The sequence below is a fragment of the Kribbella sp. NPDC003505 genome, from assembly GCF_040610875.1.
Taxonomy (GTDB): domain Bacteria; phylum Actinomycetota; class Actinomycetes; order Propionibacteriales; family Kribbellaceae; genus Kribbella.
The window spans coordinates 1-19684 of sequence record NZ_JBEXNA010000019.1 but is presented as its reverse complement, the minus strand read 5'-3'; the positions used below and the strand labels follow the sequence as shown (position 1 = coordinate 19684).

At 65.2% G+C, this 19684-nt stretch carries 16 protein-coding genes; 8 read left to right on the top strand and 8 right to left on the bottom strand.

The window, feature by feature from the left end; translation table 11 throughout:
- Positions 1 to 135 precede the first annotated feature (135 nt).
- The gene (locus ABZX12_RS40750) at positions 136 to 603 is read left to right on the top strand and encodes a RidA family protein (RefSeq protein ID WP_355700840.1); all 468 of its coding nucleotides are present in this window, start codon (positions 136 to 138) and stop codon (positions 601 to 603) included.
- An 18-nt stretch (positions 604 to 621) separates the two neighbouring features.
- On the opposite strand, the gene ABZX12_RS40745 is transcribed toward ABZX12_RS40750, so the two are convergent.
- Complete coding sequence (locus ABZX12_RS40745; protein ID WP_355700839.1) at positions 622 to 1428, bottom strand: IclR family transcriptional regulator; 807 nt, start codon at positions 1426 to 1428, stop codon at positions 622 to 624.
- A gap of 132 nt (positions 1429 to 1560) precedes the next feature.
- Here ABZX12_RS40745 and ABZX12_RS40740 point away from each other — a divergent pair, with 132 nt between their 5' ends.
- Positions 1561 to 2211, top strand: a complete 651-nt coding sequence (locus tag ABZX12_RS40740) for a 2-dehydro-3-deoxyphosphogluconate aldolase (RefSeq protein WP_355700838.1) — start codon at positions 1561 to 1563, stop codon at positions 2209 to 2211.
- Positions 2208 to 3182: a sugar kinase gene (locus ABZX12_RS40735; protein WP_355700837.1), complete on the top strand. Its 975-nt coding sequence runs from the start codon at positions 2208 to 2210 to the stop codon at positions 3180 to 3182. The genes ABZX12_RS40740 and ABZX12_RS40735 overlap by 4 nt, the downstream gene beginning before the upstream one ends.
- On the opposite strand, the gene ABZX12_RS40730 is transcribed toward ABZX12_RS40735, so the two are convergent.
- Both ABZX12_RS40730 and ABZX12_RS40725 read right to left on the bottom strand, forming a co-directional pair.
- Positions 3175 to 4311, bottom strand: a complete 1137-nt coding sequence (locus ABZX12_RS40730) for an enolase C-terminal domain-like protein (RefSeq protein WP_355700836.1) — start codon at positions 4309 to 4311, stop codon at positions 3175 to 3177. The two genes, ABZX12_RS40735 and ABZX12_RS40730, sit on opposite strands and share 8 nt — an antisense overlap.
- A 106-nt stretch (positions 4312 to 4417) precedes the next feature.
- Positions 4418 to 8257 carry a glycoside hydrolase domain-containing protein gene (locus tag ABZX12_RS40725; protein WP_355700835.1) on the bottom strand — a complete coding sequence of 1280 codons (3840 nt, stop codon included), beginning with the start codon at positions 8255 to 8257 and terminating at the stop codon, positions 4418 to 4420.
- Between the two features lie 290 nt (positions 8258 to 8547).
- Here ABZX12_RS40725 and ABZX12_RS40720 point away from each other — a divergent pair, with 290 nt between their 5' ends.
- Positions 8548 to 10197 carry a hypothetical protein gene (locus ABZX12_RS40720; RefSeq protein WP_355700834.1) on the top strand — a complete coding sequence of 550 codons (1650 nt, stop codon included), beginning with the start codon at positions 8548 to 8550 and terminating at the stop codon, positions 10195 to 10197.
- A gap of 64 nt (positions 10198 to 10261) precedes the next feature.
- Here ABZX12_RS40720 and ABZX12_RS40715 read toward each other — a convergent pair whose 3' ends face one another.
- Positions 10262 to 11071, bottom strand: a complete 810-nt coding sequence (locus ABZX12_RS40715) for an IclR family transcriptional regulator (protein WP_355700833.1) — start codon at positions 11069 to 11071, stop codon at positions 10262 to 10264.
- Positions 11072 to 11339: 268 nt separating this feature from the next.
- Between ABZX12_RS40715 and ABZX12_RS40710 the strand changes: the two genes are divergently transcribed.
- Positions 11340 to 11972: a LysE family transporter gene (locus ABZX12_RS40710; protein ID WP_355700832.1), complete on the top strand. Its 633-nt coding sequence runs from the start codon at positions 11340 to 11342 to the stop codon at positions 11970 to 11972.
- Here the strand turns inward: ABZX12_RS40710 and ABZX12_RS40705 are convergent.
- A complete protein-coding gene (locus tag ABZX12_RS40705) occupies positions 11910 to 13139 on the bottom strand; it encodes an MFS transporter (protein WP_355700964.1) in 1230 nt (409 codons plus the stop codon). The two genes, ABZX12_RS40710 and ABZX12_RS40705, sit on opposite strands and share 63 nt — an antisense overlap.
- A gap of 416 nt (positions 13140 to 13555) precedes the next feature.
- Here ABZX12_RS40705 and ABZX12_RS40700 point away from each other — a divergent pair, with 416 nt between their 5' ends.
- Together ABZX12_RS40700 and ABZX12_RS40695 are read left to right on the top strand one after the other, a co-directional pair.
- Complete coding sequence (locus ABZX12_RS40700) at positions 13556 to 14236, top strand: DUF5937 family protein (protein WP_355700831.1); 681 nt, start codon at positions 13556 to 13558, stop codon at positions 14234 to 14236.
- 68 nt (positions 14237 to 14304) lie between these two features.
- Complete coding sequence (locus tag ABZX12_RS40695; protein WP_355700830.1) at positions 14305 to 14481, top strand: hypothetical protein; 177 nt, start codon at positions 14305 to 14307, stop codon at positions 14479 to 14481.
- A 19-nt stretch (positions 14482 to 14500) separates the two neighbouring features.
- Here ABZX12_RS40695 and ABZX12_RS40690 read toward each other — a convergent pair whose 3' ends face one another.
- The 3 genes from ABZX12_RS40690 to ABZX12_RS40680 are packed head-to-tail and all read right to left on the bottom strand — an operon-like array spanning position 14501 to position 18030.
- Positions 14501 to 15526, bottom strand: coding sequence for a hypothetical protein (locus tag ABZX12_RS40690; RefSeq protein WP_355700829.1), 1026 nt, complete (start codon positions 15524 to 15526; stop codon positions 14501 to 14503).
- 34 nt (positions 15527 to 15560) lie between these two features.
- Complete coding sequence (locus tag ABZX12_RS40685) at positions 15561 to 15989, bottom strand: GNAT family N-acetyltransferase (RefSeq protein ID WP_355700828.1); 429 nt, start codon at positions 15987 to 15989, stop codon at positions 15561 to 15563.
- Between the two features lie 43 nt (positions 15990 to 16032).
- On the bottom strand, positions 16033 to 18030 hold the full coding sequence (locus tag ABZX12_RS40680) for an MMPL family transporter (RefSeq protein WP_355700963.1): 1998 nt from the start codon (positions 18028 to 18030) through the stop codon (positions 16033 to 16035).
- On the opposite strand from ABZX12_RS40680, the gene ABZX12_RS40675 reads away from it, so the two are divergent.
- A complete protein-coding gene (locus ABZX12_RS40675; protein WP_355700972.1) occupies positions 17933 to 18178 on the top strand; it encodes a hypothetical protein in 246 nt (81 codons plus the stop codon). The genes ABZX12_RS40680 and ABZX12_RS40675 overlap by 98 nt on opposite strands.
- Positions 18179 to 19684: the final 1506 nt, after the last annotated feature.

The following is a 19684-nucleotide window of genomic DNA, read 5'->3' as shown; positions in this document are numbered from 1 at the left end:
TCGACTTCAGCGCGTCAGTGCAGTTCTCGTCAATGGCAAGCTGAGCCGGAGTGAGCTTGTGCCGCGTGTCGGGATGCCCGTACATTGCCCCGTATTCAAGAAGTGGTCTTCGTATACCTGAAGCTGGAGCTTGCCTTGAACGCTCTGACCCGCCATCTCTCGGCACCCGCCGGGCCGGATCCGGTCGACGGCAGCCGACCAGCCATCGCCCCGTGCACGCGGATCGGCGACATAGTCCTGACCTCCGGACAAACCGCACACCTGGATGGGGCGAACGTCGCGAACGGCCAGGTCCCCGTCGATGTCGACCTGCTCACCGCTCGATCCGCGGCCTGGCAGTGCGCCCGCAACGCGATCGCCGCACTGGCGACCGCGATCGAGCTCGACGACGTCGTCGAGGTAGTCCGCATGACCGTCTTCATTGCCAGCCACAAGGACTTCACGGAGCAGCACATCGTGGCTGACGCCGCGACCGCCTACCTGCAGTACGTCTTCGGGACCGAAATCGGCATCCACACGCGTTCCGCGATCGGCGTCGCCGCCCTGCCGACCGGCAGTACGGTCGAGGTCGAAGTCGCCGTACGCGTACGCCCGGGCTCATAGCCCGGATCGCCGGACTTGTCAGCCGGCGTCGGACCGCACGCCGCCCAGGCCATCCGAGATCACCGCGGCAAGGCCCCGGAGCTTGGTGGCCACACGCAGGACGACTTCGGTGTCGAGCCCGGCGGCCAATGTCGTCACCCCGACCGCACCGGCGACATGCCCCTCGGGGCCGACAAAGGGGGCGGCGACACAAGCGATGTTCGCCTCGTCCTCTTCATCCTCGACCGCATAGCCGTAGCGTCGGACCTGATCGAGAAGAGCAAGGAACTCCTTGCGGCCACCTGAGCGCGCCTTCGGACCGTGGCCGGCGGCGAGATGCTCGAGCAGCGGCTCCAGTTCATGACTCGGAAGCATGGCTGCGATCGCCCGGCCTAGAGCCGTCAGGTTGAAGCGAACCGTCTTCCCCGGGTACGTGTCGAACTGGATCATCCCAGGACTGCTCGCCTTCGCCACATAGACGATCGAGGGCCCGTTCAGTACGCCGATGTGGACCGGCATGCGCAGCTCATCGGCGAGGGTCTGCATCTCTTCCTGTGCCACACCGGCGAGATCGACGTTACGCGTCAACTGGACGGCCAGCCCGTACAACGCCATGGTCGCGGACCAGAAATGGCTGCGCCCAACGATCCGGCGCGACGCGTAACCGCGGCGCTCGAGCGAGTGCACGATCGATGCACAAGTAGCTAGGGAGATCGAGGTCTCCTTGGCCAGGGCGGTGAGGGTCAGCGACCCGTCCGACTGAACCAGCGCCTCGAGAACCGCAAGGGTCCGGTCGACCGCGGGCGAGTACTTCCCCGGGTCGTCTTTCGAAACTCTGGAGGACATGCAGCCACTGTACGCGGTTGACTGCAGATATCCGCCTCAGATCGGCGCGTCTACGAAATTTCGAAGTAGACTTCGAAATCGCAGAGGCTATCGGTAGGCTGTTCGCATGCTGATTCGCTGGATGACCAAGCCATGACGTCTCCCGGGACGAACGCCTTCGAGTCGCCGTCCGGCGTCGTGGCGATCGTCCGTCTGAAGTCACCCGCCCCGGACGAGATCGCCGATGTCCTGGCCGATGCAGGTGTCCGCTTCGTCGAGATCACCCTGGGGACACCCGAATGTCTCGCAACGCTGCAACGGTGGCGGACCACGGTCCCGATGCGCGTGGGAGCCGGATCCGTACGGCGCCCGTCTCAGGTCGCGGACGCGCTGGCAGCAGGCGCTCAATTCCTGGTGACTCCGACGACCCGTCCGGAGGTTCTCGCGTCAGCAGTCGGGTGTAGTGTGCCGATCGCATGCGGCGCTCTGACCCCCTCTGAAATCGAGAGCGCGTACGAGAGCGGCGCAAGCCTGGTCAAGGTCTTTCCGGTTCACGCGATTGGCGGCCCGGATTACATTCGCGCTGTCCGCGCGCCGATGCCCGACGTACCGCTGATGCCAGTCGGTAACTGCTCCGTGGACGTTGCGGCTGTCTACGCCGGTCTCGGCTGTGCGGCAGTCGGCATCGGGTCCGGATTGGTGAACGACGAGGTCATTGCCCAGCGCAACTGGGCGCAACTGCATCGACTCGCCCGCGCGTACGTCGCCGCTTGGGACGACTCTTCGACAGGAGGAGATTCTTGAGCCGCATCGACCTGACTGGAGCGCCGCTTCCGGTGAGGGTGCTGACGCTGGGTGAATCCATGGGGGCGATCCGCTCGGAGGGTGGTGACCTGAACAGTCGGCAAGGGCACCTCTCGATCGCGGGTTCGGAGACGAATGTGTCGATCGGGCTGGCACGCCTGGGGCATCGAGTGACGTGGATCGGCGTTCTCGGTCGAGACGCGTTCGGTGACCTGGTCGAACGCACGCTGTGCGCGGAGCGGGTGCAACCCCAAGTGCGGCGAACGGATCGCTCGACAGGCCTTGTCGTCTTCACTGAGCCCCTCCCCCGGATCGTCAAGGTCGACTACCACCGTGCCGGATCAGCCGGGTCGACTCTTGGCGAGGACGACGTACGCCGGGGTTGGACTCCCGACACGCGGTTGGTTCATCTGACCGGCGTGACCGCTGCGCTCGGAGACGGTCCGCAAGGTGCGCTGCTCGAGGCCATCCGACTGGCCAGGAAGCACGGAGCGAAGGTCTCCTTCGACGTGAACTACCGACAACGACTTTGGCCGATCTCAGAGGCACAAGAGACCATCCATCAGCTTGCGCTGCTGTCGGACATCGTGTTCGCGTCGGAAAGCGAGCTGGCACTCGCGAGCTCGGCCCTGGACGCCGATGAATCCGCGGTCGCACGGGAGCTCCTCGACGCCGGCGTCGAGGAGCTCGTGGTCACTCGAGGCAGTCGTGGGGCGAGTTGCCATACGAAGGTCGGCTCCACCCACGTGGATGCGCTCACCATTCGCGAGGTCGATCCGATCGGCGCGGGTGACGCCTTCGTGGCCGGCTACCTTTCCGCGTTCGTCGAGGGTCGGCACGTGTCCACACGGCTGCAGCGGGGAGCTGAGGCCGGAGCCTTCGCGGTCGCCCGGCGCGGAGATTGGGAGGGCCTTCCACGGCCCGCGGACCTGGCCCTGTTGCGTGAGGACGTCGGTGCAACGCTCAGGTGAGCGCGCGGTCGGCGCGACGCAGGCGCTCGAGGAGATCCGGTCGTAGGTCCACTCCGAGCCCCGGTGCGTCAGGTAGCGACACGGTGGCGCCGTTCATCGGCAGCGGCGTCTCCAGCACGTCCTCCTCGTAGTAGAGCGCACCGATGATGTCGGAGGGAATCGCGTCGTCGAGTGACGGCGCCGCGCAGGCCAGATGCGTCTGCGCCGCGGCCCCGAGCCCCAGCTCGCCGTTCGAGCCCAGCACGACTCGGACGTCGAAAGCAGCCGCGGTATGCGCCATCGACATCGCTCGTTCCAGGTAGGACGACTTACCGACGTACACACTCGCCACGTCGGCGGCGCGGGCCAGGATGAGACGCCTCAGGTCGTCGATCCCGAAGACGCTTTCGTCGGCGATGACGGGTAGTCCGAGCCCTCGCATCGCACGCATTCCGTCGAGGTTCTCCGGTCGCACCGGCTGCTCGAAGAAGGCCGGACGGCTAGGCCGAAAGGCCGCGAGTGCGCGAGCTGCCTCGTCAGGACTGTAGCCACCGTTCGCGTCCAGGCCGATCAACGCGTCCGGCCCCGCGAGCCGGCGCGCACGCCGAAGTCGAGCGGTGTCGGTGTCGACGTCCATGCCGACCTTGACCTTGAAAGCACCGAATCCCGCGGCGGTCGCGGCGTGGAATGTCTCGTCCAGCCGCGGTCCGTCGCCGGACAGGGAACACTTCACCGGCACGCTGGTCCGATGGATTCCCCCGAGGGCGTGAGCCAGCGGGACGTCGAGCGTGCGCGCCCAGGCATCCCAGATCGCCGTCGATACACCGGCCTTCGCGAACGGATTGCCCGCGAGCGCGGCGTCCATCCGCCTCGACAGTACGGCTGGACCGGCGATGGGCTGACCGATGATCGCCCGCGCCAACGCCGTGTCGATGACACGGCCGGCTGTCACGGAGTCCTCGCCGCTCCAGGTCAGCGTCGCACTCACCTCGCCGAACCCTTCGACGCCGGCCGACGTGAGGATCCGTACGAGCAGAAAGTCGGAGCGGTCGTGTGTGCCGCGGGCACCTTTCACGACCAGGTCGGGGAGAACGACCGGACTGATCGGATACGTGCTGACCGCAACGATGGTCGCGCTGCGAGAGTTCACAACAGGGGCCCTTTCTGCTGTCATTGCCAGCTGCTACGGAAAGTAGCACGGGTCCGCCCGCCGGCTGGTCACAGGCGGACCCGGCACCCCTCAGATGGTCATCGAATCACTGGATCTCGACATAGTCGATCTCCGCATACTCGTTACCCTTCGCGAACCTCAGAACATTGCTACCTGCATTCAGACGCACTCGGAACGAGGTGACCGCGAACCGGTTCCAGTCGATCGAGCGATACGGCAACGGCACGAGCAGTTGAGGCGTAGGACCGCTCGGGTTCACATACACGAGATGGTCTGGCCCGGGGTACGCCGACCCGCTGGCAGCGCGGACGTTCACGGTGTAAGCGCCCGCGGTCGGTACTGTGACGTTCAGCTGCGAATAGCTGTCCGTCGTATCGATCTGCCACACGACTTGACCACCGGATGCCTCGGATTCGGTACCGACGCTGGCGATGCCGCCCTGGGTACCTGCCTCGGCCTCGTACTTACTGCCCAGCGGCCGGAGCGTGATGTAGTCGACCTCGGCGTAGTTGGCGCCCTTGACGAGCTTGATCTTGTTCGTCCCAGCAGTGAGGGTGACCAGGTTGCTCGCCTTGGTGACGAAGTCGTTCCAGCCGTCGTTGGCGTAGAACAGATCCTTGGCTTGAGTTCCGTTGACCCACAGCTGGTGGCTGGCTCCGGTATAGCCGGTGCTGTTGGCGACATCGAGAACGTAGGTCCCTCCGGCGGGCACATTGGTCCAGAACTCGACCGAACTTCCGGCGCTGTTGATTCCTGCCGCGGCCTCGCCGCCCGACGTATCGCTCTCCGGCCAGCGCAGGGTGTCACCACCCAGCACCGCGTCCTCGCCCTCCATGCGATCGGTGATACTGATCCAGTCGACTTCGGCGTGCTGCGCTCCCTTCATGATGTAGATGTCGTTGTCGCCCACTTTGAGGTTGACACGCATCGCTACGGTGTTGAAGTTGTTCCAGCCACGGAACGGATACTCCAGCGTTCGCGCGTCGTCGGTGTTGACGACGACCTGGTGAGTAGACCCGGCGTATCCGGCGGCCGCGCGGACATTGAGCCAGTATGCGCCGGCGGCCGGGACGGTGAACGAGAACTTGACCCCGTCGCCGTCCAGATTGATGCCATAGACAACCTTCTTGCGCGATGCGTTGCTCTCGGTGCCAACAGAAGCCTTGCCCACAAGCGTAGCGTCCTCGGCCTCGTACACCCCTTCGGAGTGCGTCGACCCGGCGGGCTCTACCATGGCGGCACCGGCGCGCAGCGGACTCCCGAACACAGGGTTGTCGGAGGCATCGAAGCCAACGCGCTGCACGCGCGTATTGCGTTCCCAGCCTGACCCTTGGTACTTCCGCGCGTGGTACAGCATCCAGGTTTCGGTACCGTCCGGAGAAGTGGTGAAGCTGGCCTTCCCCGGTCCGAACGTCTGGCCGTCCGACTTGAAGACTGGTCCGGCCGCCTTGGTCCAGGAGGTCTTCGCCAGCGGATTCGCACCTGAAGCAAGGGTCAGGCGACCGAGGGCGTAGCTGTCCGAGCCCGCGTCGCCGGCCGAGTACACCAGTGAGAACGTACCGTCGCGCGCCACAAACTGCGGCGCCGCGTTGGTGGACCCTTCCCAGGCCTGGTCGGGTCGGGAGATCTCGATCCTCTGCGAGCTGAGAGTCCACGGGTCGCTCATGGTGGCAATGTAGGTATACGTAGTCGTAGCTGCACCGCTCGGCAATGCCGACCACACGTAATATGGTGTGCCGTTGATGACCTGAACGACGCCATCGGTCGCCCACCAGTCTGCGTTCGGGTCGCGCAGCTGACCCTTGTAGACGAACCCGCCTTGTAGTGGGTCGCTCGCGTTGGTCCCGCCTTCGAGGACGTACATCCGCTGGTCGGCGGTGAAGTACAGGTACCAGCGACCAGATAGGTACTGGAGGCTGGAGACCCAGGCGTTCTGGCCGAGACTCATGCCTGCACTCGCTGCCGACCAGACGTACTCAGGCGCTGCGGCAGACACGTCCTGGAGCCTGGAGGCACTCTTGATGTATATGCGATTGCCGATGCTCGCAGCGAGACGGTACTGGCCGCCGGCGCGCGTGACGAAGGGATTCACTTCGTTGCCGATCGGATTCGAAAAGACGTTCGCACCGGCCGCCATGCGGACCAGGTCGATGCGCCGCGCAATCATGTCGTCGATGTTCGTCGTGAACGACGAAGCGGATTCGGCGATCGCGCCGATCATGTTCTGGACCAGCTTCGGGCTCTTCTTGCTCGCCAGATTCAGCAACTCCCAGTCCTCCGCTGCGTCGCGGTTGGCTTCCCATCGAATGGAGCCCTTGATGGTGACCGAGTTCTGGCCAGGGTCCGGATAGACGGTCGCAAAGTCTCCCTTGTACAGGACCTCGGGATCGCTCGGCGGCTTTCTCTCCCACAGGTTCCAGCCCCAATGCAGGTAGCCGTCGACTCCCCATTTGTAGAGGACCCATCCCAGCGAGCGCTGCTGCCATACGGGCTTGTCGATGAAGCGGTTGAGGTAGCCGGTGGCCGGGCTCTCGCAGTTGTAGACCCAGATCTCCTTACCCGATGCGCGCAGGCCCTCGAAGTAGCTCGGGTTCGACTGATAGACATGCTCGATCGGGATGACCACGTCCGCACCGCCGTTGGCGGCACGCTCCGCGCCTGCGTAATCCAGCACCGGATCTCCGACACGCATGGCGGGAACCAGAGCGTTGGCCTTGGTGAGGTACCAACTGTATTGATTCTGGGCGGTCAGGTTGCTCGCCTCGTCGCCGAGATGCTGATGCCACATCGCCAACCATCCGCGAGACTCCAAGTGGGCCTTCAGCGCCGGCAGGTACTGGTTGATCCAGTCCGTGGCTGCCGTTGAGTTGTAGGTGACGTTGGTGGATCCCATCTCTCCATTGACCATTTGGAGAATGTACGTCTTGTAGTACCAAGTACTGGGGTCCGGAGACGGATATTGAATCGATCCGACATGCACACCTTCGAGGCCCCGTACGACGCCTTCGTTAATGAAGAACTCGATGTACTCATCGAACCTGCCCCATTTGAAATCGTACGTTCCATTGGCGTCGACCGTGGTGCCACTGTCGAGAAGTAGCTGCTGACTGTTGACGAACAGCACATTCTGGCGGTGCGCCTTCATCCGCTTAGCCATATCGCGGACGACATTCCACCATGCGGTCGTGTAGCGATCGTATCCGTATTGCTGAAATATCTCGTCGATACTGTGGTTGCTGACCGTTGCGTCGTCGAACCATCGTCCGACGATCTGCTGGTGATGCATGTACTTGAAGCCCGCATCGACAGAATTCGGATCAGGTAAGGTCACGGCGTTGACCTCGACGCTCAACGGTACGGTATAACTGCCCGCGGCGCCTGCGTTCACCACGAGGTTGCCGGTGTAGACGCCGGCCACAGTGTTCTTCGGCGTGTAGACGGTGACCCAGATCGGCTGGGTGCTGTTGGCTGCCACGCCGATCGTGGTCTGGTTCGACAGCGGGTCCGGGTACCAGCCGGCTCCGGTGCGCACAACCTCGCTCGCGGTTTGCTGGCTGGAGTTGCCGCTCAGATACTTGTATTCGACGAAGTTGTAGACGATGTTGGCGGCCGGAATCGTGTTGGCTCCCGATGTGAGCGTGGGGACCGTCACGCCGGTGATGGTGAACGGCTCGGCGCTGCGCGTCAGCACTTGGAACGATTCGTACTCGTTCCGGGCCACGACCAGTCGGTAGCTAGGGTCCGCACCCGGCGGTTTCACAGCGTCTTGGAACACGTTGGCGTACGACGAGGTCGTCCACGCGTCGACGCTCGCAGTCTCGACGCTCGCCGGAGTGGCGGCAGCGAGGTGAGTCGGCGGCAGAACGAGGCCGACGAGAGCCAGAACAACGAGGAGCAGCGTCCGGTGCCGTGCGGTGCGCGCCACAGCGGACGCTGGTCTGGGCGATGGGGCAGCGACCATAATGCCTCCATATTTCGAAGCTAGCATCGGTAACTCGAAGATAGAGCGATCGCCATCCGCCCGCAAGACCCCGGGCGTGCGGTCGGCCAGGCCCGAGATCACCTGTGCGTGCCGCCTCTCGATGCCGCGCAACCGCCGTGATTGCTCGAAGTCCGCGATCAGACGGACAGTCGCGCGGGACTGGATACCGCACGCTAGTTGATGCATAGTATCTCGAAAACATCTCCTTAATCTTGGAGGAAGGGAGTCCGCCTATGAACGGATGGCGACCACATCAGGTGGCGGTCGCGCTGACCAGCCTCGCTGTCGGGCTCGGTGCCATGTCGGGGATGCGTGCCGGCCCGCTGTCAGCCACCGACCAACGATCGGACGGGGAGCTTCCGCCGGCGGATGTCCGCCCCGTGTCGCAACGGACGGTCGACGCTGCGTCCCTCGGTCTGGGCGGACCGGCGAAGGTCACGGGAACACCGGAATCTACGAGCCGCCCGCCCGTCTCGCGCGGAGCCACGCCATGGCTTCCAGATGGAGGCGTCGAAGCGACGATGACTGGCGGCAACACCATCGGCGCCGACGTACGGGAAACCGCCCCCCGCTCCGACGGCTTCCTGCACATCGACACCCCCCGGCTGGTCAAACGCCTCAAGGATCTCGGGGTTAACACCTACGTGTACGGAATCTGGGATTCGCCGACCGACTGGGACGATCTGAGGCTGGAGTTCCTCCCAGCCGCGGACAGGGCCCACATCGACGTGTGGGTCTATCTCGTGCCGCCGACCGAGTGCTCGGACAGCGCCGATCGGCTGCGGGCAGGGCGGTGCTCGCGGCCCTTCAAGCTCGATTTCATCGCCTGGGCACGGGAGATCTCCGCACTGTCGAGTCGCTACCAGAACCTGTCGGCCTGGGCCATCGACGACTTCAGCATCCCAGGTAACGCCGCGCTCTTCACTCCAGAGTACGTGCAGACGTTCACCCAACTGGCCAAGCAAACGAATCCTGACCTCGGCTTCTACCTGACCACGTATTTCTCCGCGGCGAGTAATCCTGCCTTCCTGGACAAGTACGCTCCGTACCTCGATGGGATCATCTACCCTTTCCTTGACGACCCGAACTGGAACAATCACCGGGCTTCGACGGCCGACGACCGCATCCGTGACCTGCTGGCATTGACCAAGCCACGTGCCCTGGGACTCGTCTTCATGGCCTACGCCAACCGGTACCTCGCGGCCATGCTTCCGCCGACGGCCGGCTACGTCGACGAGGCACTCAGCCTCGCCGAGCCAATGGTCCGATCCGGAGACCTCGACGGCATCATCGCGTACGGCACGCCTCTGGACGGCGATGGCCAGCACGACCTGCGTCGCGGCGGGATGTGGGGAGACGGCCGATTGAGCCTGCATCTGCCTGCGTGGTCACCGACCCACGCCGGCGAGGCTGCGGTGGCCACTCAAGTCGTGTCTGTCGACCCCGACGCGCCGCGGTACGAACTGTCCTTCTGGGAGACCGACGGACAGGATGGCGGCCCTGCTCCGTACCACGCCAAGCAGGTGCTTCTCGATGGTCAGGTCATCTGGGAGCGGGATGCGACCGACCAGTTACCCGGAGTCTGGGTCAACGGCCACGACTGGCAGGGCCGGATCGACGTGACCGACATCCTCCGGGGCAAGACCAGCGCAGAGCTGACGGTGCGTCTGCTGGAGAAGAACGGCGTCAGCTACTTCCCGGTGGACGTCGCCTTCGACCATTTCCAGAGTCTGGGCTTCGAGATCGCGAACCCTGATTTCGAGCAGTCCGGCGGCTGGAAGGTGTCAGGAGTTGCCAATCTGAACGCCGTGATCCACCTCTACCACGAGGACGAGTCGTCGCGGATCTTCGAGACGGTCCGTCGGCATTTTCGGCCGGAATGACCTGGCTGCGCTGGCCCCCATGCCGAGCGGCTTCCTCCCTGTCGCTCGGCATGGCTGCACCCGATCAGCCGGCGTCGGCCCGCACGTCTCCGAGCCGATCCGAGAAGAGTGCAGCCAGAGAGCGCAGCCGGGTGGCAACCGCGAGGACTGTCTCATGATCGAGGACCGCCGACAGAGCCGTGACTCCCACCGCTCCGGCCACGTGGCCTCCGGCATCGAAGAACGGCACCGCGACGCAGCCGATGTTCGCCTCGTCCTCCTCGTCCTCGACGGCGTAGCCGTACCGCCGCACCTGTTCGAGCAGTACCAGGAACTGCTCACCGTCCGCCGATCCCGCTTTGGGACCGTGTCCGGGCACCAGACCCGAAAGCAGGGGCTCCAATTCGCTCTCGGGCAGGTGCGCAGCGATGGCCCGCCCCAAGGCCGTCAGATTGAAGGGCAGCATCTTGCCCGGGTAGGTATCGAACTGAATGAAGCCGGGACTGGACGCCTTGGCCACATAGATGAGCGACGCGCCGTTCAGCACACCCACGTGTACCGGCATGTGGAGCGCATCGGCGACCTCCTGCATCTCCTCCTGGGCGACGGTCGCCAGATCCACGTTGCGGGTGAGCTGTACGGCGAGTCCGTACAGCGCCATGGTGGCCTTCCAGAAGTGACTGCGCCCGACGATCCGGCGTGACGCGTAGCCGCGACGCTCGAGCGAGTACGCGATAGAGGCGCAGGTCGCCAACGGGATCGCCGTCGCCTTGGAGAGCGCCGTAAGGGTCATGCCGGAATCGGCGCGAACCAGTGTCTCCAGGACCGACAGCGTCCGATCGACGGCCGGCGAGTGCGCCCGACCGGATTCCTCTGCCGAAGCTCCAGTACGCATGTGCTCATGGTAGTCGGCAACGGACGTTGCTGGTCAGCCCGCACCGAATTCGTTCCGAAAAGCCGAAGATGTTTCCGAGTCTTCACCTGTTACCGGACCGCGGTTTACCTCACCCAGTGAACTACCTTCGCGACGGTGCGTGGCTCCCGCAACCGGCGAAGTCGCGGATGCGGTGTCGCGTGCAGCTGCGTTTTGATCGGAAGATGAGCATCACGAGTCGAAGGTGTCCTTCTTCTGACCGTCCGCTGCAGTCGAAGGCACACGGTGCATGCGGACGGCTGTGATGGCGGGACTCCTGGCTGGATATGGCATCGCCATGCCGGTCGGAGCCGTCGCGACTTATCTCGTGGCCCTCACTGCTCGAACCACACTGTGGGTGGGTGCCTGTGCTGCGCTCGGAGTCGCGACCGCGGACGGCCTGTACGCATTGGTCTCGACGATCGGAGGCTCGGCCCTCGTCCCGCTGATCGAACCGATCACGACTCCACTGCAATGGGTGTCCGCCGTAGTACTCGCGGCCTTGGCGTTCCATGGCGCGATGACTGCCATTCACCAGTTCCGCACCGGCCAGGTCGCAGGGGCGGCGGACAAGGCATTGATGAGTCCGGTACGGGCCTACCTCGGGCTGCTGGCGATCACGATCATGAATCCGATCACCGTCATCTACTTCGCTGCACTGGTACTCGCCAGCCAGAGCGGGACGGCGACGAGCCGTTGGGAAAGCGCGGCCTTCGTCACCGCGGCGTTCGCTGCCTCTGCCAGCTGGCAGTTGCTCCTCGCCGGCAGCGGCGCGCTGCTCGGTCGTGTGCTCACCGGTCGCCACGGCCGGCTGATCACTTCACTTGCCTCCGCCTGCGTGATCACTGGACTCGCGACGCACCTGCTGGTCGCCGGTTCGTAGCGATGGAAGGCGTTTCCTAGGGATGACGAGACGGAGAGAGCCTGCGGCCAGGACGAACGAGAGCATCAGGACAAGCATGCCGCCCGGTCCGTGCTCCACCAAGGTGAGTGTCACCACCTGGGGCGCCACAGCGCGGCACCCGTCGACCAGCAATCCGGCGGCGCCTTGGTACTCCCCCGGCCTGCTCGGCTCAGCCAGACTCATGATGATCTCCCACTGCCCGGCCGACCCGAGCATGTCGCCCACCGCGTGGAGGAGCGCGGCCACGACCACCAGGACGACGAGCGCCACGGTCGCCGTCCTGGGCAGTGACGGCACGAAGGCGAGGATGCCGAATCCAGCCGCGATCCACACCGACGAGATCCAGATGGCCCGGGCAGCGGATCCAACGTCGGTCACGCGGCGCGCGATCCGCAACTGGAACGACGACGCGATGGCTGTGTTGACCACGAGCGCGAGGGAGGCGGTCCACGGTGGCGCCGCATGTACACCGATCAGCCACACCGCCACGACCAGTCCCATCGTCTCGAAGTTGACACTGAACCACGCGAGGATGGCCATGGCGGAGAGAAAGTACAGGTTCCGATGGACTGGCTGACCGCCCGTGCTCCGAGAGCCGGCGGGGGGCCTGCGCACCTCCGTCTGAGGCCCGAGTGGCAGGCGCCCGGCGATGACCAGCAGGGCAGCAAAGGTGCACGCATCGAGAAGGAGCGCGCCAACGTAGGCCGGCTCCGCATCGACCGCGGCCGCAGCCCCTCCGGCGAGAGCCCCCGCGGTCGAGCCTACGTTGAGCACCACACGCAGGTAGGCCCGGAGCTGAACCCGGGCGGCGATCGGGAGCGACATGACGACCGCGTTGCGGGCCGCGGACAAGCCGCGATCGGCAGCCGCCACGACGAACAGGCTTGCGGCGAGCAACCACACGGTCGGGACGAGGACGATCGCCAGGAGGCCCAGCGCAGCGCAGAGCGCAGACCATCGGATCGCGGTGCGGTGCCCGATCCGGTCGCCCGCCTTGCCGATCACGACGGAACCGAGCATCCCGCCCACCCCGGCCAATGTGACGAGCAGCGCCGTCGTCGGCCCATCGAGATCTCGGACACGCATCAGGTACAGGACCAGGACGACCGCCGTACACCCTTCGCCGACCGATTTGGTCAGTTGCATCAGGCCGAGCCAGGCACTGGAAGGATCCACCGGGATGCCCCGCCGCAGCTCGAGCCGGGCCGAGTTCGTCATGCCTGCCATGGTGGTTCATCGTGACGCCTGCCTCGCACTCTTTTGACGTGGGTCAAAATCGTGACCAGTTCCGGCTAGGCCCGGACGCCTTGGTCGACGTCAGGTTCGCGATCTCGCCGGGCCACGAACTCGTGTCGATCGTCCGTGCACTGCTGCGCTCGCGCGGCCGCCCGATGCATCGAGCGGCCCTGACCCGGATCAGGTCGGCCGCTCCAGCAAGGGACGTCAGATTGCTCGGTACTCTGGTCGGCCAAGTAGGCTATGTTCCGGACTTCCTGGTTCAACCCGACTTGTCCGACCCCGGCACGGTGGCCTCGGCGATCCGCGCGACGACGATTCAGCAGATGTCGAACGAACTGGCGTTGGCGGTCCGCGACGGCGGTGGATACAAGGCGTCGGTTCGCGAGCTTCTCGACCACCCGGAGTCCGCACGGGACTCGCTGGCCGACGCGTGGCAGCGTCTCTGGAACTCGGCGGTCGCCGAGTTCTGGCCGCGCTGTGACTTCATCCTGGGCGGCGAAATCCGGCACCGCTCGCATCAACTGGCGACCCGCGGGCTGCGCGCCGTGATCGACGACCTCCACCCGTCCCTCTCGTGGACCGGAGATGCGATCGAACGGTTCCCATCGAACCACGGCCTCGACATCGATTGCGAGGGACGTGGTCTCACGCTGATACCGAGCGTCTTCAGCTGGCCCGCTGTACACATCGGCTCCGACCTGCCTTGGCGGCCGACCATCTACTACCCCGCCCGAAACGCCGGCATGCTCGGCACAATGTCATCGTTCGCGGGACTCGACCAGCTGATGGGGGCGACCCGAGCGGCCGTCCTGCGTCAGCTGACCCTGCCCACGACGACGACGGACATCTCTGCCGCGCTCAACATCAGCCCGGGGACAGCGACCCACCACGTCACCGTTCTGCGCGCGGCCGGCCTGGTATCGACCGAGCGGGTCGGCAACCACGCTTGGCACGCGAGGACCGCCCGCGGTGACACAATTGTCGACCTCCCTGACGAGCTTTGACCTCGTGCCGGCACATGGAGACCGGATCCAGTTCTTGCTCGTGGCTTACGACGGCGCACCAGGACGAGATGATCGGTTCGCTGCTGGTCCTCGACTTCCCGACGCGAGCGGATCTGGACGCCTGGCTCGCGATCGAGCCCTACAAGACCGGCGAAGTCTGGAGAAGGACCGAAGTGCAGCCCTGCAGAGTCGACCCGTCGTTCACCGGCATGTATCCGGGCGGTACCACCGCATCGCCTCGCTGATTGCCCCCGTGATACCTGTTCACTTGTCCAGCTCTCGGGATGGTCTCCGCGACTCGATGGCGTTCCCGGCTGCAGGCGGTCGGTCCGAACCGTGTGAACGCGTCGCGGTGTCGACGCCATACGTTTTCGAGTAGGTCTGCACATGTTTCGCGAGCTTCAGATGCTCGGTCGCGGCTTGGATGCCGGCTACGCCGATGCTGGCGCCGGTAGGGATGTCTGCGTCGGGTCCGGGGTTGTGTCGTGCCTTGTTGAGCCGCTGGTGGACGTCCAACAGTTCGGCGGTGGCCGCCGCACGCATGGCGTCCTCGACACCGCCGATCCGCTGCTCCCTGTGCGGATCGTTCGTTCCTACCGCCGTCGCGTCCTTCCCGTTCGGTCCGTCGTGCAGCATCTCGGCGGCTTTGCGCAGAGTCTGATCGACCGGCAGCGTAGGGTCTGACAATGCCTCCAGGACCTCGCTGTGGCTCTGCTCGGTCTGTTCGGCGAGGCCGCCGACGAACAACCGGGCAGCCTCCACCGCCGGATCGCGCGAGTCGGGATCGACGTACAGCTGATCCAGCCCGGTCCGCAGAACCCAGTCGGCCGGCCTGTCTGCTGCCATGCCGCGGTCCTGGTCGGCGCGCTGCGTACTCGTGGATACCCGAGAGCCTGGCGTCAGTTGTTGCAAGGTGGCATTCGCACGGCTGAAGTTGATGGCCTTTGTGAGTTCGCCGGGACGCAGCTGACGCGCGACCTCGTCCGCGAACTTCGGGTGCCGCGAGGCAGCTCTGCCGATCATTCCACCAGCAACCGCAGCCCAGTCCGGATCGACAGCCGACAGAGGCTTCACCAAATCGAAGTTCGACACGCCCTCCTGATCGGCTTGGTCGACCGCAACCGCCAGCCTTCGTTCGAAGCCGTCCCTCGGCTGTACTTCGGGCGCCCAGTTCCGCGAACGGGCATCGCGCACGACCATGCGGACCAGCCCAGCCAACTGTGCAAGCGACTGGTGCACCTGTACAAACGATTGCTGCGCCTCAGCGACGACTTCTTGCACGTCTGACATATGTACCTCTCGCCTGTCTGGTAGGTCTTGTGCGTCAACGCTCTACGCGGATTGGCGCGGTTCGGCGCATGAGAAGCGAGCCGCCCGCTTGGTTCGTGAATCCCCACCGGCTGTAGAAAGCAATCAGGTCTGGTTGGCAGATCAGCTCGATGCTCCGTACGTCGGCAAGCTCGGGATGCTCCACGATGGCGTCCATCAACGCCGCTCCACAGCCTGAACCCCGATACTCGGGAGCAACCACCACGTCAAGCACCAACGCGACGTGCACGTAGTCGGTCAGGACCCGGCCGAAGCCGATGATCCGATCGGTCGACGACTCGACCAAGGCCACGACGATGTCTGACTCCTGGAGGATCTGCTCGGTCTCCTCGACGGTCCGGTTCGCCGTCCACCACGCGGAACTGAACAGCGACATCAGGTCACCCAGGCTGAACCCGTCGACCCGGTCCTCGATCCGTATCATCCTGCTCCCCGACTTGTTTGCCGAACCCATCGATTCTCCTCGGTCAGCCCCGTGCGGTCTCGTGGTCGTCCGTGGAGGCTGCACCATGTGCTTCATCTGTGTGTAGCGGGGAAGCGCCGTCCCTGGACGGTCGCCGGGATCTGTCGAGCCGGCTGGGCCACCAGATCCGGGCGCCGAGGTCCAGGTTCAGCGCGGTGACAAGAATCGAGCGGACGACCAAGGTGTCGAGCAGGACGCCGATGCCGACGGCGACGCCGATCTCGACGAACGCGACAACTGGAAGGGTTGCGAGCACCAGGAAGGTGGAGGCCAGCACGAGCCCTGCCGATGTGATCACCCCGCCGGTGGTGGCCAGGGCCTTGACGGACCCGGCGACCGTACCGACCTGATGTGTCTCCTCGCGCACGCGGGACATCAGGAAGATGTTGTAGTCGATGCCCAGCGCAACCAGGAACACGAACGCATACAACGGAAACGACGAGTCAGCGCTCCGGAACCCGAGGATCTCGCGGAAGAGCAGCGTGGACAGGCCCAGCGCCGCGCCGTACGACAAGACGACGGTCCCGATGAGCAGCAACGGCGACAACAACGCCCGCAGCAGAATCATCAGCACCAGCATGATGACCGCCAGGATCAACGGAATCAGTACCCGATCGTCTCGCGCCGACGCCTCCTGGATATCGAGGAGCACGGCCGATTGACCGCCGACGAGCGCGTCCGCGCCCGGCACGCGATGGGCCGCGGCACGGATCTGTCGCACATCGTCGAAGGCGGACTGCGACGACGGCTCAGCCGTGATCGCAACCGGCACGTACGCTTCGCCGTCCCGGACAACGGCCGCGCCTGCTTGCACACGATCGCCCAACTCGCTGATCGCCGCCCGTACGGCGTCTGCGTGCGCGGCGTCGGTCGAAACCAGGATCGGGATGGCCGCCGACCGGAAGGCATGCCGATCGAGCACCTGCTGACCGAGCTCGGAGTCCACGGTGTGGGTATACGCCTCGGCCGCCGGCAGCCCGGACGCGTCGAGCCGCAAGGCACCCACTGCCGCGATACCCAGGACAACGGCGGTCGCGATCCACACCGGACGCGGGCGCGGGAGTATCCACCGCCCGACCCGTCCCCAGATCCCCTGTTCATCCCGTCGCTCGGTCGCGATGGCCGGACGCCGTGGCCAGAACACCCAGCGCCCGGTGATGACCAGGAGCGCCGGCAGCAAGGTCAACATCACGAGGAGGCTGACCGCGACCCCGATTGCCGCGACCGGACCGAGCCCGGACGTCGAGTTCATCTCGGCGAATACCAGGCACAGCATGCCGCTCATCACAGTGGCTGCGCTCGCGATGACCGCGGGCGCCGTCCCGCGAAGGGCACGGGCCATCGCTACGTGCCTGTCGAGATGACGATGCAACTCCTCGCGATACCGCGCAACCAGCAGCAGCGCGTAATCGGTACCCGCACCAAAGACGAGCACGGTCAGAATGCCCTGGCTCTGGGCATTCACCGTGAGATGCCCCCGCTCGGCCACGAGATACACGATCGCCTGCGACACCGTCAGAGCGACAACAGCCGAAACGACCGGAAGGATCCACAGAACAGGACTCCGATAGGTCAACAACAACAGCAGGATCACCACTCCACCGGCCGCGTACAGCAGGGTCGAGTCGATGCCCTCGAACGCCTCCGCGGAATCCGCGGCCTGCCCCCCAGGCCCCGTGACGTGCACATCGACACCGGAAATCCGGGCGATCGAGCGCAGCTGGTCGGCCTTGTCCGTCATAGCGGACCAGCCCTCGGCACCGATGTCGAACGTGACGATCGTCTGCGCGGCCCGACCGTCCGACGAAACGAACGGACCGGCCACCCGGCCAGTGACCGCCTCCAGGTGTCCCATCGTCGCCGCCTGCTCACGCATCCGGACGATGTCCTCCGCCGACAGACCGGTGGGACGTTCGTACACCACCACCGTCGACAGCGCATCCCTGCTCTGGAACCGCTCGAGCTCCTGCGCCGCTCGCGTCGACTCGGCACTCCTCGGCAAGAAGGTGGTCGCCTCGTTGTTCTGGACATCAGTCAACTTCTGGGAATACGCGGAGGTCCCGACCAGAACGACGATCCAGATCGCGGCGACAACCCACTTCCACCGCCGGTGGGACACCACGGACCACAGCGAACTCAGCACAGCCTGATACTTCCCGCCGTCCGTCACCAGGGCATCAGCAAAATCGCCAGTACAACGGACCACCGCGCCGTCCTCCGCGGACCGGCGAGATGACAGATGCCACGCTGCCGGGATGTATGTCCGCTGGCACCATGGTTCGTAGATCGCAGTTCGCCGTCGCCGGCCGGCTCGATGCGTTCCTCCCCGAGTTCGACTTCGAGGAACTGCGCTGCCGTTGCATCGAGGCCGATCCCGCGAGGTGTGACGCGGCCCGCTGGGCGCGGCCGCTCTGCGCGAGCGGGCCTGTCCACGAAGGTTGTCGTTCGGTTCGGCGGGCCCTCGGCGGACGCAACCTCAACGGCGCTGCGGACAGCTCGGGGAGTCACCAGCCGACGTGGTGGTTCTCCCCATCAACGGCCTGGAGGCGACGACTGAACTACCACTACGGCGGTGCGCCCGACGCTGACCTCAGCATCCTCGGCAGCTCTTTCGGCGGCGGACTGCCGATGGGTGATTCGGCCGCCGGGCCGATGGCGTCAGGACGTTCGAGCTGGGGGCTCGTGGCACCGCGCATCAACCGACCTCGGACAACCCCGCGAGCCTCCGCGTTGGTTTCGCGGCTCTGCAGACCTTCGGGCCCAGGGAAGGGCGCCACGTTGACTCGATGGGCACCGTCTGGGGCAGGATCTACCCGGTGTCGCCCGTGAGGCCACGTCGATCTCCAGTTGGACGCTTGTCGATGCCGTGCGGACGCCGGACTTCCTGAGGCTTTCCGTCCTCGATCGAGCACCACCCCTGGTGTACGAGAGTTGCCCGCCGCCCGGCGCAGAACCACAGGCTCGACCGGTCCTCTGGAGTCCCGGGGCGCCAGGAGGGAAAGGCGCCCCGGGATTCACACGGCCCGAAGGGGGCTTGGGCCGTCGCGACGTTCCGCAACGATCGCGGTCGTCACAGTTGGGAAGTCGGGACACCTGTCAGTATTAGTCGGCCGCCGGATCACGGCATCCGCAATATCACCAGTGGCTTCACCGCCCAGTCGTCCCGATGCCGGCACGTTCTTCCCCAGTGGATCTCGCTCGGGCGCCGCTGTTCCGATCGCCGTCGGAGATCGCCAGGAACTTGCCACTCCAGACGACAAGCTTGTACACCTACTCACTGCTGGTCCGCAGCGATCGAACGAACGAATAGTTGGCCACGCGTCCGAGTTGCCGTCCCACAGGATCGCCGCTGCCCGTTCGTCACAGCGGCGGCGCTGATTCCCGTACACCTGCCCGCGCGGTTCACAACGCTATAGCGGGTGTACTACTCACAGTGAGGATGATGGGTGTGGTCCCCCGCAGTGGTCGTCCTGACTCGACCACTCACTGACTTCGGTCTTGAATTGGATATGTCGGTCGACCGCTGCGGGGGTCACGTGCACTCACCGGACGAGGGGGTCTGTGACCTCATAGGAGCCTGTGCCAGCAGGCACCCATCACTGTCTTGTCCGCTCGCCTCGGCTGGTGCGTGCCGCCCTCATCCCTAGCCAGTGGAA